The 16,281-nt window shown below is 52.8% G+C and carries 13 protein-coding genes; 9 read left to right on the top strand and 4 right to left on the bottom strand.

Annotation, left to right across the window (positions count from 1 at the left end; genetic code table 11):
• Positions 1-28 precede the first annotated feature (28 nt).
• A complete protein-coding gene (locus ACTVDO_RS09405) occupies positions 29-1,705 on the top strand; it encodes an ABC1 kinase family protein (RefSeq protein ID WP_020959880.1) in 1,677 nt (558 codons plus the stop codon).
• 34 nt (positions 1,706-1,739) lie between these two features.
• Here the strand turns inward: ACTVDO_RS09405 and ACTVDO_RS09400 are convergent, their stop codons facing one another.
• Together ACTVDO_RS09400 and ACTVDO_RS09395 are read right to left on the bottom strand one after the other, a co-directional pair.
• Complete coding sequence (locus tag ACTVDO_RS09400) at positions 1,740-2,033, bottom strand: hypothetical protein (RefSeq protein ID WP_442901406.1); 294 nt, start codon at positions 2,031-2,033, stop codon at positions 1,740-1,742.
• A gap of 15 nt (positions 2,034-2,048) precedes the next feature.
• Complete coding sequence (locus ACTVDO_RS09395; protein WP_442901405.1) at positions 2,049-2,723, bottom strand: hypothetical protein; 675 nt, start codon at positions 2,721-2,723, stop codon at positions 2,049-2,051.
• A 154-nt stretch (positions 2,724-2,877) separates the two neighbouring features.
• Here ACTVDO_RS09395 and ACTVDO_RS09390 point away from each other — a divergent pair, with 154 nt between their 5' ends.
• A complete protein-coding gene (locus ACTVDO_RS09390) occupies positions 2,878-3,453 on the top strand; it encodes a CBO0543 family protein (RefSeq protein ID WP_442901404.1) in 576 nt (191 codons plus the stop codon).
• An 84-nt stretch (positions 3,454-3,537) separates the two neighbouring features.
• Here the strand turns inward: ACTVDO_RS09390 and ACTVDO_RS09385 are convergent, their stop codons facing one another.
• Complete coding sequence (locus ACTVDO_RS09385) at positions 3,538-4,098, bottom strand: hypothetical protein (RefSeq protein WP_020959876.1); 561 nt, start codon at positions 4,096-4,098, stop codon at positions 3,538-3,540.
• A 270-nt stretch (positions 4,099-4,368) separates the two neighbouring features.
• Here ACTVDO_RS09385 and ACTVDO_RS09380 point away from each other — a divergent pair, with 270 nt between their 5' ends.
• The 3 genes from ACTVDO_RS09380 to parC all read left to right on the top strand — a co-directional run bounded on the left by ACTVDO_RS09380 (position 4,369) and on the right by parC (position 9,391).
• Positions 4,369-4,788, top strand: a complete 420-nt coding sequence (locus ACTVDO_RS09380) for a CoA-binding protein (RefSeq protein ID WP_020959875.1) — start codon at positions 4,369-4,371, stop codon at positions 4,786-4,788.
• 159 nt (positions 4,789-4,947) lie between these two features.
• A complete protein-coding gene (parE, locus tag ACTVDO_RS09375) occupies positions 4,948-6,885 on the top strand; it encodes a DNA topoisomerase IV subunit B (protein WP_442901403.1) in 1,938 nt (645 codons plus the stop codon).
• A gap of 61 nt (positions 6,886-6,946) precedes the next feature.
• Complete coding sequence (gene parC, locus ACTVDO_RS09370; protein ID WP_442901402.1) at positions 6,947-9,391, top strand: DNA topoisomerase IV subunit A; 2,445 nt, start codon at positions 6,947-6,949, stop codon at positions 9,389-9,391.
• Positions 9,392-9,643: 252 nt separating this feature from the next.
• Here the strand turns inward: parC and ACTVDO_RS09365 are convergent, their stop codons facing one another.
• On the bottom strand, positions 9,644-10,351 hold the full coding sequence (locus ACTVDO_RS09365; RefSeq protein ID WP_442901401.1) for a MerR family transcriptional regulator: 708 nt from the start codon (positions 10,349-10,351) through the stop codon (positions 9,644-9,646).
• 282 nt (positions 10,352-10,633) lie between these two features.
• Here ACTVDO_RS09365 and treP point away from each other — a divergent pair, with 282 nt between their 5' ends.
• From treP to ACTVDO_RS09345, 4 genes are all read left to right on the top strand, one after another.
• Entirely contained in the window at positions 10,634-12,049 is a 1,416-nt protein-coding gene (gene treP, locus ACTVDO_RS09360) for a PTS system trehalose-specific EIIBC component (protein WP_020959871.1), read from the top strand.
• 125 nt (positions 12,050-12,174) lie between these two features.
• Complete coding sequence (treC, locus tag ACTVDO_RS09355) at positions 12,175-13,866, top strand: alpha,alpha-phosphotrehalase (protein ID WP_442901400.1); 1,692 nt, start codon at positions 12,175-12,177, stop codon at positions 13,864-13,866.
• Between the two features lie 22 nt (positions 13,867-13,888).
• Positions 13,889-14,602: a trehalose operon repressor gene (gene treR, locus ACTVDO_RS09350; protein ID WP_020959869.1), complete on the top strand. Its 714-nt coding sequence runs from the start codon at positions 13,889-13,891 to the stop codon at positions 14,600-14,602.
• A gap of 232 nt (positions 14,603-14,834) precedes the next feature.
• Complete coding sequence (locus ACTVDO_RS09345; protein WP_442901399.1) at positions 14,835-16,247, top strand: Na+/H+ antiporter NhaC family protein; 1,413 nt, start codon at positions 14,835-14,837, stop codon at positions 16,245-16,247.
• The last annotated feature ends 34 nt before the right edge of the window (positions 16,248-16,281 follow it).

Below are 16,281 nucleotides of genomic sequence, written 5' to 3'. Positions count from 1 at the left end.
TGTTTGACGCTCTAAGGGAGATGATCGGATGATCGGGAAACGGGTGCGCCATCTTGGCCGTTATCATGAAATTGCCAGTGCATTGCTTCGGCACGGATTCGGGATGATCGTCGATGATCTCGGCTTTGCGTCCGTTTTGTCCTTGCCGCCGCGCTGGCGTTCGGAACGGGGAAAACGGGAAGGAAAAACGGTCGGGGAACGGATCCGCCTCGTGCTCGAGGAGCTTGGGCCGACATTTGTGAAGCTTGGGCAGATTGCCAGCACGCGGCCCGATTTGATCCCTGATCATATCATCCGTGAACTGGAAAAACTGCAAGACCAAGTTCCGCCGTTTCCGTTTGCCGATGTCCGTCAGATTGTGGAGACAGAGCTTGGCGGCCCGCTTGAGGTGCTGTTCCGCTCTTTTGCCGATACGCCGCTTGCGGCCGCTTCTCTTGGACAAGTTCACCGGGCCGTTCTTCCCTCCGGGCAGCCGGTGGCGGTGAAAGTACAGCGTCCGCACATTTCCGCCCGGATTGAGACCGATTTGGAAATTTTGCAGGACTTGGCCATGCTTGCAGAACGGCGCTTAGATTGGGCCGCATCGTACCGGCTGTCCGAAATCGTTGACGAGCTGGCGAAATCGCTGCGGCAAGAACTCGATTACACCATTGAAGCGCGCCATGCGGCAGCGTTCGCCGAACAGTTTGCCGGTGATCCGACGGTATACGTGCCTGGCGTCTTTTGGGATTATACAACGAAAAACGTGCTTACGATGGAATACGTCGAAGGGATCAAGCTCGGGGAAATCGAGCGGCTAAAAGCAGAAGGGCACTCTTTCAAAACATTGGCGGAACGGTTGACCACAGCGGTGTTAAAGCAAATGTTTGAGTACGGATTTTTTCATGGCGACCCCCATCCTGGAAATGTGTTCGTTCTCCCTGATGGAGCGCTTGTCTTTATTGATTTCGGCTTGATGGGCCGTCTCCGTCCGAATGTCAAGCACCATCTTTCATCCCTCATTATCGCCTTGATGCGGCAAAGCACTGATGGGGTGTTGGACGCGATTTACGGCTTAGGGCTTGTTCCGGATGGGGCCGATGAGGGGAAACTGCGCGACGATATCGACGAGCTGCGGGAAAAATATTACGGCGTCCCGCTTGGTGAGATCAGTCTCGGTGAAGCTGTTGAAGACCTTTTAACGGTAGCGTTTCGCCATGGCATTCGCATTCCGAGCGACTTAACGCTGCTAGGGAAAGCGTTGCTGACCGTTGAAGGGGTGGTGGAAACGCTTGATCCGCAGTTTCGCATCATGGATGTGGCGGAGCCGTTTGGGCGGAAGCTGTTGAAGGACCGTCTTCGGCCTGACCGGGTGGCGGAGACAGCGTGGCGGCGCGTTGCCGACTACGGCGGGATGCTGCTTCGGCTGCCGGACAGCTTAAAGGAGTTAACGAAAGTGATGCGGCGAGGCAAGCTCCAGCTTGAAATGACCGCCCCCGACCTCGAAACGTTGTTACATAAACTCGATCAGGTTAGCGGCCGGTTGTCATCGAGCCTTGTCCTTCTTTCGTTTAGCATCATCATGGCTGGCGTCATGGTTGCTTCGTCGTTGGGACGCCCGTCAGCACTGCTGCGGAACGTGCCGATGACTGACATTGGCATCGGCATGGCGGCGCTCATGATTGGCTGGTTGCTTTATGTGCTATTCCGGTCGCGAAAGTTTTAGTGCGGGAAAGGGGAGCGAGTCCCCTTTCGTACTTTTATTGAACGGTGTTGGCTGCGTCTTGGACTTGTTGTTGCAACTGCCCGAGCTGTTGCTGCAGTTGTTGTTGGACTTGTTGTTGCTGTTGCTGTTGTTGAAGTTGTTGCTGCAGCTGTTGCAGTTGTTGCTGGCCCGCCTGGTTTTGCGTCTGTTGGGCTAAACTGCTTTGCAACTGGGAAAACGTTTGCTGGATTTGTTGAATTTGGCTTTTCAGTTGACCGAACTCTGCAGCAAATTCCGTCTTTTGCTGTTTGACGATGCTTTCGACAATCTCCTTTGTTTTTCGATCCATAAAACGAACCCCTCTTTAGAAATATTGTTGTTGTTGGCCGAGCTGCATTTGCGGTTGCTGCTGTTGTCCTTGTTGGCCGAATTGCATTTGCGGTTGCTGCTGTTGTCCTTGTTGGCCGAGCTGCATTTGCGGTTGTTGCTGCTGCCCTTGTTGGCCGAATTGCATTTGCGGTTGTTGCTGCTGCCCTTGTTGGCCGAATTGCATTTGCGGTTGTTGCTGTTGCCCTTGTTGGCCGAATTGCATTTGCGGTTGCTGCTGCTGTCCTTGTTGACCGAATTGCATTTGCGGTTGTTGCTGCTGCCCTTGTTGGCCGCCTGACATTTGCCGCAAATATTGCGCCGCTTGGTTGATGGCTTGGTTCATTTGCGCAAACGCCCGGTTGCTTTGGATGTATTGCGCTGCCTGGTTTAAAATTTGCGTTGCCTGCTGGATGGCTTGCTGGAGCAGCTGATCCGCTTGTTGTTGGGCTTGCTGGGCTTGTTGGCTGAAATATTGAATTTGCTGGAGCAGTTGGTTCGTTTGCGGATTTTGCTGCATTTGCATACCTTGCTGGGCTTGCTGCAGCAACTGGCCCATCGATTGTTGAATGCGATTCAGTTCGTTGCGCAACACGGCAAACTCAGCGGCAAACTCTTCTTTCGCTTTCCCTTTAGCGAGCGCCTCAACGGCCTCTTTTGTTTTCGAATCCATACTTCCCACTCCTTACCAGTTAAGATGTTGGCCCGCCCCTGCGGCGGACAGACATTATTATTTCGCTGCCTTGCGTCGATTTATTCTCGTCATAAATTCCGTCTTTTGGCCTATACTAACGCTGTATGCTGCGAGGAGGTTTGGCGGTTGCAAAATGACGGAGGAATTGATGATGGGTGTTTCACTATGGACCATTCGGGTCGTGGAAATGATTGCCGTGGCGGTCAGTGCAGCGGGAAGTATTTGGATCATGAGGCATGACAAAAAGCGCTATGGTGTTCTTTATGCACTAAGCGCCGCTGTCGGCATTCTCCTTTGTCTTGCGTTTGTGTTTGCGGGTTTTTATACATTCCCGGTCAAATTGATTCCGCATCCGCCAATTCCACTCATTGAAATGTTGACTGTCGTTCCGTTTTTCACCTTGCTTGGGGTGAGGTACAGCCCAAAGGAGTGGGCGTGGAAGCTGCCGTTTTATTTTGCGGGTGTGCAGGTGATTATGACGCTTGAGCTTGTCGCCCTCCTTTCACCGCTGCGGCTGATCGAGTACAACGAGCAATGGGACGCGTGGGATTCGTATACCGCATGGTGGCTGTATTTGCTTTTGTTTGAGTGGATCGGGGGGAACATCGTTCCCGCTGACGCGCGCGCCCGCTTGCTGCTTCCTCGTTCCGCTACGGGCGGTGGGGCTGGATCATCGTTCATGCCGTGGCGATGGCGACCGTCTTTTTAGCCGGGGTTTACACAGGGTGGAGCATAAGCAGCCGTTAGCTGGAAACGCCGCCCGCAATGACGGGCAGCGGGGGAGACAAAGGGCTCAGCTGCGCGCTTGGACGCGAACGAGAAAGCGGGTTACTCCATAGGCGATGAATACGATGGCTAAGTCAATTAAAAAGAGGTGAAACTTGTGCAATCCCCGGTGCAAGTCGAGCAACCCGAGCCATTGTTCAAGCGAAGCGAGCCCAAACGCGAAGACCGCACTGAGCAAAAGCGTATATGCATAAAAGTTTTTGTTGCGGTTCGTGCAATACTGGTAAAGCAGCAAAAAGCCAACCGGCAGCACCGAGGCGGTAATGTTTAAGGCAAACGGCAAAAACGGTGTCAAAAAATAGCGAGGAGACAAGTACATCGCGTTTTCTAAGGCGATGTACGCATATGTCCACAATATATGAACCGTATACCCGAAGAAAAACACTTCCAAAATGCGCCTCCGGTCAACCGTGAAAACGAGCAGAAGCACCGGAGCGACAAGAAAAACGACAATGAGCCAAAACTGCCATGTTCCGACGTTGGAATAGTCGTTCCAATATGACTGAAGCAGATCGTGCAGCTTGCTGCGGCTGTCGTCGATCGCATTCCAATAGCCATGAATACTCATAAAACATTCCCCCTTGCACGTTTATGATTTCACATAGCCGGTCAAATATGTGGAAAGGGTTCGGCCTAAAAGCTGGAAAAAAGCGGCCGGCTGTTTTAGAGGCTGGGGGGTTCGGGAAGGATACAAGAACAAGTGCCGATTTTGGCCTGGGCCGCCCGAGGGCAACGGCAGCCTATTTTTGGCGATTTTGCCGCAGCAAAGAAGGATTTTCATTTTGCGGCAGCGAAACTAGTACAGCGAAAAGGAGAACGAAGGAAGGAGAGGAACCTGATGTCCATTGTCAACCCAAGCCGTGAAGAAATCGGCGAAATTTTGCAGAAAGCGAAGCGGATTGCGGTAGTTGGTTTATCGAACAACCCGGAGCGCGAGTCGTATATGGTGGCGAAAGCGATGAAAGATGCCGGATATGAAATTATTCCCGTCAATCCGATGATTGATGAATGGGAAGGCATTCCGGCGGTCGACAAGCTGACGGATATCGAAGGGCATGTCGACATCGTCGATGTGTTTCGCCGTTCCGAACATTTGCCGGAGCTCGCCCGCGAGTTTGTGCAAATCGACGCGGATGTGTTTTGGGGACAGCTTGGTGTCGTCAATGAAGAAGCATACGCGTTTTTAAAAGAAAAAGGCTATACGGTGATTATGGACCGCTGCATTAAAGTGGAACATGCGCTCACAAAACGCGCATAACGATTGAAACGACCATCTTCTCTAAGATGGTCCTTTCGTTTTTCAGGCGTCGTTGTCCGATTTTGTCACGTAGTGTCAAAAGACAATGGACAGCTGGGCATTTTATGATACAATAAAACAGAAACAGATGTTCTTGTTTTGGCAGGAAGGGGTGGCCTTGTGGCAAAACAGTCGATATACGAATATAACGAAGATGCCATTCAAGTGTTAGAAGGGCTTGAGGCGGTGCGGAAACGGCCGGGGATGTACATCGGCAGCACCGACAGCCGCGGGTTGCATCATCTTGTTTATGAAATCGTCGATAACTCGATCGATGAAGCGTTAGCCGGATATGGGAACTACATTTTGGTGCAAATACATAAAGACAACAGCATCACCGTCCTCGATGAAGGGCGCGGCATGCCGGTCGGGATGCATAAGCTTGGCAAGCCGACGCCGGAGGTCATTTTGACGGTGCTCCATGCCGGGGGCAAGTTCGGCCAAGGCGGCTATAAAACGAGCGGCGGCTTGCACGGGGTCGGGGCCTCGGTCGTCAACGCCTTGTCCGAGTGGCTTGTCGTCACGATTCACCGCGATGGCTTCATTTACCGTCAGCGGTTTGAGCATGGCGGCAAGCCGGTCACAACGCTTGAAAAAATCGGGATGACGGACAAAACCGGAACGGTAATCCAATTTAAACCTGACCCGACGATTTTCAGCACAACGGTATTCGATTATGAAATATTGGGCGAACGGCTGCGCGAATCGGCCTTTTTGTTAAAAGGGCTGAAAATTGAGCTCGTGGATGAACGGACCGGCATGCGCGACGTCTTTCACTATGAAAATGGCATTGAAGCGTTTGTCGCCTATCTGAATGAAGAAAAAGACGTGCTTCATCCGGTTGTGTATTTTGCTGGCGAGCAAAACGGCATTGAAGTCGAGTTTGCGTTTCAGTTCCATGACGGCTACTCGGAAAACGTCTTGTCGTTTGTCAACAACGTGCGCACAAAAGACGGCGGGACGCATGAAGCCGGGGCGAAAACGGCGATGACGCGCGTTTTTAACGAATACGCCCGCCGCGTCGGCTTGCTCAAGGAAAAGGATAGAAATTTAGAGGGGGCCGATATTCGCGAAGGGCTGTCGGCGGTCGTCTCGGTGCGCATCCCGGAGCATTTGCTGCAGTTTGAGGGGCAGACGAAAGGGAAGCTCGGGACGAGCGAAGCGCGTTCGGCCGTCGATGCGGTTGTTTCCGAACAATTGACATACTTTTTGCAAGAAAATCCGGACGTGAGCGCGATGCTCATTAAAAAGGCGATCCGGGCGTACCAGGCGCGCGAAGCGGCCCGCAAAGCGCGCGAGGAAGCGCGCAGCGGCAAAAAGCGGAAAGGAAAAGAGGCGCTTTTAAGCGGCAAGCTGACACCAGCGCAAGGGCGCAATCCGCAAAAAAACGAGCTGTATTTGGTGGAAGGCGATTCGGCGGGCGGCTCGGCCAAACAAGGGCGTGACCGCCGCTTCCAAGCAGTGCTGCCGCTGCGCGGGAAGGTCATCAATACAGAAAAAGCGAAGCTTGGCGACATTTTGAAAAACGAGGAAATCAATACGATCATTCATGCCATTGGCGGCGGCGTCGGCGCTGATTTTTCGCTTGAGGACATTAACTACGACAAAGTGATCATTATGACCGACGCCGACACGGACGGCGCTCATATTCAAGTGTTGCTCTTGACGTTTTTTTACCGCTACATGCGCCCGCTCATTGAAGCGGGGAAAGTGTACATCGCCTTGCCCCCGCTTTATAAAATCAGCAAAAAAAGCGGCAAAAAGGAAGTCATCGAATACGCATGGACGGATGAGCAATTGCGGGAAATCACGAAACGAATGGGCCGCGGCTATACGATTCAGCGCTACAAAGGGCTTGGCGAGATGAACGCCGACCAATTGTGGGAAACGACGATGAATCCGGAAACGCGCACGTTGATCCGCGTGCGCATTGAAGATGCGGCCCGCGCCGAGCGGCGGGTGACGACGCTCATGGGTGACAAGGTCGAACCGCGTCGCAAATGGATTGAAACGCATGTTGCCTTTGGGCTTGAGGAAGAGCCAGGGTGGATCGGCTGATGGCGGCGCGAAAAGGCGCCGCCATGATTGCGCCGACGTCTTGTAGGAAAGGAGAGGTATGATGGCAGAGCGATTGTTGGAATTGCCGTTAGAAGACGTGCTTGGCGACCGCTTTGGCCGCTACAGCAAATACATTATCCAAGACCGGGCGCTGCCCGATGCACGCGATGGGTTAAAGCCGGTGCAGCGCCGCATTTTGTATGCCATGTACGTGGAAGGCAATACGGCGGACAAACCGTTTCGCAAAGCGGCGAAAACGGTCGGGAACGTGATCGGCAACTTCCATCCGCACGGCGACTCGTCCGTGTATGAGGCGATGGTGCGGATGAGCCAGGACTGGAAGCTGCGCAACGTGCTGATTGAAATGCATGGCAACAACGGCAGTGTAGACGGCGATCCGCCGGCGGCGATGCGTTATACGGAAGCGCGTCTGTCGGCCATTGCCGCTGAACTGCTTCGCGACATTGACAAACAAACGGTCGCGTTTGTGCCGAACTTTGATGATACGACGGAGGAGCCGACGGTTTTGCCGGCGATGTTTCCGAATTTGTTGGTAAACGGATCCACCGGCATTTCCGCCGGCTATGCGACCGACATTCCGCCGCATGCGCTCGGCGAGGTGATCGATGCTGTCCTGATGCGCATTGACCGGCCGGATTGCACGGTTGACGACTTGATGACCGTTCTTCCCGGTCCTGATTTTCCGACCGGCGGCATCATCCAGGGGAAAGACGGCATTCGCAAAGCGTACGAAACGGGGCGCGGCAAAATCATCATCCGCGCCAAGGCGGCAATCGAGCAGGCGAGAGGCGGCAAAAGGCAGATTGTCATCACCGAGCTGCCGTATGAAGTGAACAAGGCGAATTTGGTGAAAAAAATCGATGAGCTTCGTTTGGACAAAAAGCTCGACGGCATCGCCGACGTCCGTGATGAAACGGACCGGAACGGGCTGTCGATCGTCATTGAGCTGAAAAAAGACGCCGATGCCGAGGCGATTCTCAGCTATTTATACAAAAACACCGATTTGCAAGTGCCATACAGCTTTAACATGGTGGCGATCCATGAACGTCGGCCGAAGCTGATGAGCCTGCCGGAGCTGTTGGATGCATACATCGCCCACCGGAAAGACGTCGTCACAAACCGCTCGCATTTTGAGCTTAACAAAGCGAATGAGCGAAAACATATTGTTGACGGCTTGATCAAAGCGCTCTCGATTTTGGACGAGGTGATCGCGACGATTCGCGCGTCAAGCGACAAGCGCGATGCGAAAGATCGGCTGATGGCGAACTACGGGTTCACCGAGGCGCAGGCGGAAGCGATCGTGACGCTTCAGCTGTACCGGCTGACCAACACCGATATTACCGCACTTCGGCAGGAAGCAAAAGAGCTCGACAAAACGATCGCTGAATTGACCGCGATTTTAGCCGATGAGAAAAAGCTTCTTATGGTCATTCAAAAAGAGTTGAAGTCGATGAGAAAACAATATGCGGATGAACGGCGAACGGTGATTGAAGAGGAAATTGAGGAGCTGAAAGTGAACGTTGAAGCGCTCATCTCGGCCGAAGATGTGATTGTCACGGTGACAAAGGAAGGGTATGTGAAACGGACGAGCTACCGTTCCTACAGCGCATCGAACGGTCAGGACATCGGCATGAAGGAAACCGACCGCCTGCTCGCTCAACTGGAGATGAATACGACCGATGTGCTCTTATTGTTTACCCGTCGTGGCTATTATTTGTATTGCCCGGTGCATGCGCTGCCGGATATCCGCTGGAAAGACGTTGGCCAGCATATTTCAAGCTTGATTCCGCTCGAGCGCGATGATGAACTTGTCGCCGCTGTTCCTGTTTTCTCATTTGAGACGGATAGACAGCTTGTCTTTGTGACCAAGCAGGGGATGGTGAAACGGACCGAACTTTCCCAATATCAAGTGCAGCGCTACACACGCCCGCTTGTGGCGATCAATCTGAAAGACGATGATGAAGTAACCGCCGTCTATGCGACCGACGGCCGTGGTCTCATTTGGTTGGCGACGCATGATGGGTATGCGCTATTGTTTGCCGAAGAAGAAATCAGCTTGGTCGGCGTGCGTGCGGCCGGGGTGAAAGGCATTCAACTAAAAGAAGGCGATTTTGTCGCCGCCGCCTGTCCGATTCGTTCCGAAGACTGCGGTTCCCTCATTGTCGTAACGCAGCGTGGGGCGGTGAAAAAAATGGCGTTAAGCGAGTTTGAGCCATCCTCGCGCGCTAAACGCGGCGTGCGAATCGTGCGCGAAGTGAAATCGAACCCGCATCGAGTAGTTATGGCCATTCTCGTTGATGAGAGCGGGGGGACGGTCGGAATCCGGACGGAAAAAGGGGTCATCGAGACGGTGGAGGCCGCTTCGCTTCGCCTGTCGGACCGCTACAGCACCGGATCGTTCGTCATCGATACAGATGAGGCGGGGACGGTGGCAGACGTCTGGAAAGAGCCGGTGAAGGGGATTGGCAAAGGAGAAGAAGGATGAAGCGGAAAGGGGGCGGACCGTTCGGATGTGCCTGCCGGGCGGCGCGCGCGTTGTTCGATGGCGGGGAAACAGCGGGCGAAAGCCCCGCGCCTTCCAACCAACGCTTGTTTGCCGCCAAGCGAACCGGCGGGAAGAACCGCCCGTCCATGCCGGGGACTGATCAACAAAATAGGCAACGAAAAAGGGCGCTCCTTTTCATGGCGCCCTTTTTCTATTGTGGCATTTCCATTCGGGAAGTGGATGGCTGCGCTTTTACCAAAACTTCCACCATTTGTCCGCCCGGGTTCGGGCGGTGCTGGCGCTTGCCGCTGTTTGGCGGAAGGAAAGGACGAGTTCCCGGAACGCTTTCTCCCGTTCCAAAATGCGCTGTTCCAACCGTTTCCGCTCTTCCTCCTGTCTTGTCTTTTCCTCGTGGCAAAACGCGACGACCGTTTCCAAATGTTCATGCAGCTGTTCGGTTTTTTGCTGCCAAGCTTCTTTGTAATCATGAAGCGAGCGGTGCACCGTTTCGGCGGCTGCTCTCGTTTGCTCGCCGATATCATCAAGCTTCCCTTTTACCTCATCCATCGCCTGCCGCACGACCGCTGTTGTTTCCCGCTTTAAGGCATCGACGATCTCATCTTTCATGCGGGCAGCGAGCTGCTCGGCTATGTATGGAGCGCCATGGCGCAACAAGCGGGGAACATCGATAATTTCCCCTTCCATCACCGCCGATTCCGGGGGAGAGGACGGTTCATTGGCTTGTTTCAATTCCGCAGCGATCTCGTGCAGGCTGCGGCCGTCGGCGAGCAGCGTCTGGATTTGGCGGAACCGGTTGACGAGCTCTTCAGTGTAAATGCGCGCTCCTTGGGAAGTGCGTGGAATCGTAATCCATTCAGCAAGTTGCTTTTCCCATTGTTTCAAGTCGCGGGCTGTGACCCCGATTTTTTTCGCCGCTTCGCGGAGCGTATATGTTTTCATGGCGTTCCCCTCTTCCTTTTTTTCTCGTTTAGGATGACTATGTTTTATTTTCCCACTTGGTCGTTTATTTTCCTGCTGTTTGACAAAACATAACAAAAGAAGTGGAAGTTAGTGAAAAACAAACAATGATTGTCGACATATGCAAGTTTTTATCGAAAGACGTTGACAAACCTGTATATACAAGATAAAATAAGTTTGTGTTGTATATACAAGTTTGTAACCGATTGCTGAAAGCGATTTAACACAATCGGAAGCGGGAGAAAGAAAAAGGAGGCATGCGTGATGGGGGCATATGAGCAAACAGCCGCGCAAATCGTCGAGGCCATCGGCGGCAAGGAGAACATTGTTGCCGCCACACATTGTGTGACCCGGCTTCGGTTTGCGCTCAAAGACGAAGGGAAAGTTGACAAAGAGGCGCTCGAACGCATTGACGTCGTCAAAGGATCGTTTTCGGCTAACGGCCAGTTTCAAGTCGTCATCGGCCAAGGGCTTGTGGATAAAGTGTATAACGACCTTGTTGAACTGACGGGCGTCGGACGGGCGACAAAGCAGGAAATAAAAGATGCGGCGGAAGCGAAGCTCAACCCGCTGCAACGTGCGATCAAGACGCTCGCCGACATTTTTATCCCGATTTTGCCGGCGATCGTGACAGCTGGTTTGTTAATGGGGATTAACAACGTTTTAACCGGACCAGGTATTTTTTATGAAGGGAAATCGTTTGTCGACGTGCATCAACAATGGGCTGATTTGGCGAACATCATCAACTTGATCGCCAATACAGCGTTCGTCTTCCTGCCTGGTTTGATCGGTTGGTCGGCGGTGACGAAATTCGGCGGCAGTCCGCTGTTGGGAATTGTTCTTGGCTTGATGCTCGTCCACCCGGATTTGTTGAATGCTTGGGGCTGGGGGGCGGCGAAACAAGAAGGGGAAATTCCAGTTTGGAATTTATTTGGGCTTGAAGTGCAAAAAGTCGGCTACCAAGGGCAGGTATTGCCGGTGTTGGTGGCTTCGTACGTATTGGCGAAAATCGAGCTGTTTTTGCGCAAGCGCATTCCGGATGCGTTTCAACTGTTGCTTGTCGCACCGCTTGCACTGCTTGTTACAGGTTTCTTGGCATTTATCGCCATTGGTCCTGTCACGTTTACAATCGGGAATGCGATTACGAGCTTGTTTGTCGGGATTTTTGACAATGTTCCAGCCATTGGCGGTTTGCTGTATGGCGCGTTGTATGCGCCGCTTGTCGTCACCGGGATGCACCATACGTTCTTGCCGGTTGACTTGCAGTTGATCACCAGCACAGGCGGTACGTTCTTATGGCCGATTTTGGTCATGTCGAACATCGCTCAAGGCTCTGCGGCATTGGCGATGATGTTCGTCGCTAAAGACGAAAAGCTGCGCGGATTGTCGTTTACCTCCGCCGTCTCGGCCTATCTCGGCATTACCGAGCCAGCGATGTTCGGGGTCAACTTGCGCTTCCGTTTCCCGTTTATTGCCGCTATGGTCGGAGCGGCGATAGCAGGAATGTTTATCACGATCAATAAAGTTATCGCGCCATCGATCGGTGTCGGTGGTTTGCCGGGCTTCTTGTCGATCGTGCCGCAGAAATGGCTCCCGTTCTTTATCGGGATGGCGATTGCGATCGCGGTGCCGTTTGTGCTGACGTTTATCTTCGGCAAAGTGCGCAAAGCTGCACGCTAACGGTACATTCATAGAAGTAAAAGAACGATGTGCTAAATGATCAGTTTGCTGACATACCATTGGCCGCCAACGCCAATGGTATGTTTTTCATTCATTGTTGAAGTCAACGAACGAGGTGAAAAAACGTGTCAACAACACCATGGTGGAAAAAAGCGGTTGTGTATCAAATTTATCCGAAGAGCTTCCGTGATACGAACGGGGACGGCATCGGCGATTTGCCCGGGATCATCGAAAAGCTCGATTATTTGAAAGAACTTGGCGTTGACGTGATTTGGCTGACGCCGATTTATGCGTCGCCGCAGCGCGACAACGGCTATGACATCAGCGACTATTTCGCCATTCATCATGCGTACGGGACGATGGCTGACTTTGACCGCTTGCTTAATGAGGTGCATGCGCGCGGCATGAAGCTTGTCATGGACATGGTCGTCAATCATACGTCGACCGACCATGAATGGTTCAAGCAGGCGAGTGTATCCAAGACGAGTCCGTACCGCCATTTTTACATTTGGCGCGACCCGAAGCCGGACGGCAGCGCGCCGAACAACTGGCAGTCGAAATTCGGCGGTTCGGCGTGGGAATATGATGAACAAACTGGGCAATATTATTTGCATTTGTTCGATGTGACACAAGCCGACTTGAATTGGGAAAACGAAGAACTGCGCCGCTGCATTTACGAGATGATGCATTTTTGGCTGCAAAAAGGGGTCGACGGCTTCCGGCTCGATGTCATCAACTTGCTGTCCAAAGACCAGCGCTTCCCGGACGATGACGGCTCGATTCCACCGGGCGATGGACGCCGCTTCTATACGGACGGGCCGCGCATCCACGAGTTTTTGCAAGAGATGAACCGGGAAGTGTTTTCTCAATATGACGTCATGACCGTCGGGGAAATGTCGTCGACGACGATCGACCATTGCATCCGTTACACGAATCCGAAAAACCGCGAACTCAATATGACGTTTAACTTCCATCACTTGAAAGTCGATTACCCGAACGGGGAAAAATGGGCGGTCGCCCCGTTTGATTTCCTCGCCTTAAAACGCATTTTGTCGGAGTGGCAAGTGCGGATGCACGAAGGCGGGGGCTGGAACGCGCTTTTTTGGTGCAACCACGACCAGCCGCGCATTGTGTCGCGCTACGGCGATGACGGGACGTATTGGAAAGAGTCGGCGAAAATGTTGGCGACGGCGATTCATCTTATGCAAGGGACGCCATACATTTACCAAGGCGAAGAAATCGGCATGACCGACCCGAAATTCACCGATATTCGCGATTACCGGGACGTCGAGTCGCTTAATATGTACCGGATTTTGCTTGAAGAAGGCAAAAGTGAACAAGAGGTGTTAGACATTTTGCAGCGGAAGTCGCGCGACAATTCGCGCACGCCGATGCAATGGGACGACAGCGCTCATGCCGGTTTCACATCCGGGACGCCGTGGATTCGCGTCGCCGACAACTATCGGCACATCAACGTAAAACAGGCGCTTGCCGATCGTGATTCGATTTTTTATCACTATAAGCGGCTGATTGAGATGCGCAAGCAGTATGACATTATTACGACCGGCCGCTACGAGTTGCTCCTTGCCGACGATCCGCACCTTTTCGCCTATATGCGCCATGGTGACGGGGAGAAGCTGCTTGTCGTCAATAACTTTTATCCGGTCAAAACGACGTTCGTGCTGCCAAAAGAAGCGGGAGCGGACGGTTGGAAGGGCGAGCGGCTGTTGTCCAACTATCCGGATTCACCGGACGATTTTCGCCGCATCGACCTGCGTCCGTACGAATCAGTCGTTTATCTTCTGCGCCGTCCATGATACAATACAGACGGTGATGATCATGCATGAAAACAAATATTTAGCCATTTATCACGATCTCGTTTCCCGCATCCGTCATGGGGAATGGAAGGCGTACGATAAGCTGCCGTCAGAAAATGAGCTGGCTGTCCGGTATGAGACATCGCGCGAGACGATTCGCAAAGCGCTCAACTTATTGTCCGAGCACGGATACATCCAAAAAATGAAAGGAAAAGGGTCGATTGTGCTTGATGTCGGCAAATACGACTTTCCGGTCTCCGGGCTTGTCAGCTTCAAAGAGCTGGCGCAAACGATGAAACAGCCGGTGCGGACGATCGTCCATGAACTGGCGGTCGTGAAGCCGGACGGCGAGCTTCGGCAGCAGCTTCGCGCATCAAGCAAAGATGATGTTTGGAAAGTCGTGCGCGTCCGCGAAATCGGCGGGGAGCGGATCATTTTAGATAAAGATTTTTTCTTAAAAAAATATGTTCCGGTATTGACGAAAGAGATTTGCGAAGACTCAATTTATGAATATTTGGAAACGAAACTTCATTTGCCGATCAGCTTCGCGAAAAAGGAAATGTCGGTCGATGAGGCAACGGAGGACGACCGCCGCTATTTGGATCTAAATGGCGATGACCGCGTCGTTGTCGTGAAAAACTACGTCTATTTAAACGATGCGGCCTTGTTTCAATACACGGAATCGCGGCACCGGCTTGACAAGTTTCGTTTTGTCGACTTTGCCCGTCGGAAATGACGAAGTCCGACCGTGCGCTAGCAAGTTGGGCGGCAAGCTTCATGTTTTTCTGGGACTGGCCTAAAACGCATTCGCGTTGTAGATCAGTCCCATCTTTATTTCGGCGCTCTAGTCGTGGGGGAAACAAATAAACAATAAAATAAAACTATGTTCTAAATAATCATTAAAAATCATAAACAATCTACATTATGGCTATCCTTGTTAACAACGGCATCAGAAAGGGGGCGCCGACGTGGAAGGAACCTGGTGGTCGCTGTTGCCTTTTCTTCTCATCATTCCACTTGCTGTTTGGCTGAAAGAAATTTTGCCCGGCCTCGTTGTCGGTCTGCTTGTCGGGGCGCTCTGCCTTGAGCAGTCGGTCATTGGGGCCATCGAGCGAACCGTCTCCGCCATTCTTCATTCGCTTAGCGATCTTGAACATATCAAAGTAGCAGCGTTTTTATATTTGTTCGGTTCGCTTGTCGGCATGATGCAAATTACCGGCGGGATCAAAGGGTTTGTCGAAAGGCTTTCCGGGCGCATCCGCACGAAGCGCGGGCTGCTTTTATTCGTTTGGCTGACAGTGCCGGTAACGTTTTTCATGCCGATGTTCCGCATTATGCTGCTTGGGCCGGTGATGAAGGCGGTGCTTCGCCAGTTTCGCATCGACCGTCGCCGCATGGCGTACATCATCGATGTCTCGACTGAGCCGATCATCGTGCTGTTGCCGGCGGCGACGGCGTTTGTCGGCTTCATGACCTCAGTGGTGGCGGCAGCGCTGGCGCAAAACGATATTCGTGAATCAGCGTATGATATGTTTTTACGCAGTTTGCCATACAACTTGTTTGCCATTATCACCCTTATTGTCGGGCTGTTGACGACGTTGTTGAACATTCGGATTGGCAGACCGCAGGCCAAAAAAGGGGAAGGCGAAACGAATGAACTGCACGGTCTCGGGCTGCGCAAAGAACTGGCGCTTATCGCCGGAGAGCCGCTTCATCTTTTCGTCCCGTTGGCGCTGCTGCTCGGATTAACGTTTGTCTTTTTTGTCTATGACGGCCGTCAGCGTGGAGCGCGCGATTGGCTTGAGGCGTTTTCCGAAGCCGATGCGACATGGGCGATGCTTTTGGCGCTGTTTGTAACGATCCTATTGTCCATGGTGTTTTACTTGTGGCGCAAGCAGTCGCTCTCGGAACTCATTTATCATTTTTTCGCCGGGGGCAACGAGCTTATGGCGCCGATCGGCATGTTGATTCTCGTTTGGGCCGTATCGGCGGTAGCCGGGGAGCTCGGATTCACTGCTTACGTGGCCTCGACGTTTGGGACATGGCTTCCCGGGCCGTTCGTGCCGGCGGCCGTGTTTTTAGCCGGCTCGTTTCTGTCCTATTTTATCGGGTCGTCATGGGGGACGTGGGGCATTTTCATGCCCCTTGGCGTCACACTCGCCCATGCGACCGGAGCGCCGCTTGAGATGACCGTCGGCGCGGTGTTTGCGAGCGGAACGTTCGGTGCGTTCGCTTCACCGCTCGGCGATACAACGATTACAACGGCGGCAATTATGGATATGGATTTGATGAGTTATGCAAAATATAAGTTGCGCATCTCCCTCATTTGTGCTGGGCTGTCGCTCGCTGGGTACGTGCTTTTGCCGCTTTGGGTCGGTTAGAAGACGCGTTTCCGCCCAGCCTTTCTTTCGCCTT

The organism is Geobacillus sp. BK01, from assembly GCF_052220245.1.
In the GTDB taxonomy this organism is placed as follows: Bacteria; Bacillota; Bacilli; order Bacillales; family Anoxybacillaceae; genus Geobacillus.
This window is presented reverse-complemented; position numbering and strand designations above follow the sequence as displayed.